Source organism: Pseudomonas sp. SWRI68, assembly GCF_014269165.1.
Lineage (GTDB): Bacteria > Pseudomonadota > Gammaproteobacteria > Pseudomonadales > Pseudomonadaceae > Aquipseudomonas > Aquipseudomonas capeferrum.
Genome location: NZ_JABWRU010000063.1, coordinates 1 through 460, shown reverse-complemented (window position 1 = coordinate 460; position 460 = coordinate 1). Strand labels below are relative to the sequence as shown.

The window sequence follows — 460 nt, the reverse complement described above, 5'->3', positions numbered from 1 at the left end:
TGCGGCGTCGGTCAAAGTCACCGATACCACCGACGACGTGGTTGCCAAACTGACCGCTACCCCTTCGGTCACCGAAGGCGGTGCAATCACTTACACCATCACGCTGACCAATAAAGACGGTCTGCCGATCGACAAACACTCGGCGCTGACCTTCACGCTGAGCGACGGGACAACCGTCATTACCGTGCCGGCCAACAGCACTGTTGGCACCGTCACTGTCACTGCTCCGGACAACGACTACGTCGGTGCGAACGACCCAGTGATCAAGTCGATCGCTTCGGTTGATGGCGCTGATGTCGGTCAGTTCGAGAACCTGGTTTTGGACAAGACGCCGGTCAGCACCGCTGTCACCGACGAGCCGGGTACTCCGGGCAACGAAGGTGATCTGGTCAAGGTCACTATCACCGCTGACCAAGTCTCGGTTGCCGAGAACGTGAAGCCGACCTTCACCGTTCACATC

Annotated in this window: 1 protein-coding gene; it reads left to right on the top strand. The window is 58.7% G+C overall.

The genetic code is table 11. From position 1 onward, the window contains the following. Positions 1-460, top strand: a 460-nt coding sequence (locus HU770_RS26800) for an immunoglobulin-like domain-containing protein (protein WP_186666593.1), incomplete at both ends; no start/stop codon positions are given.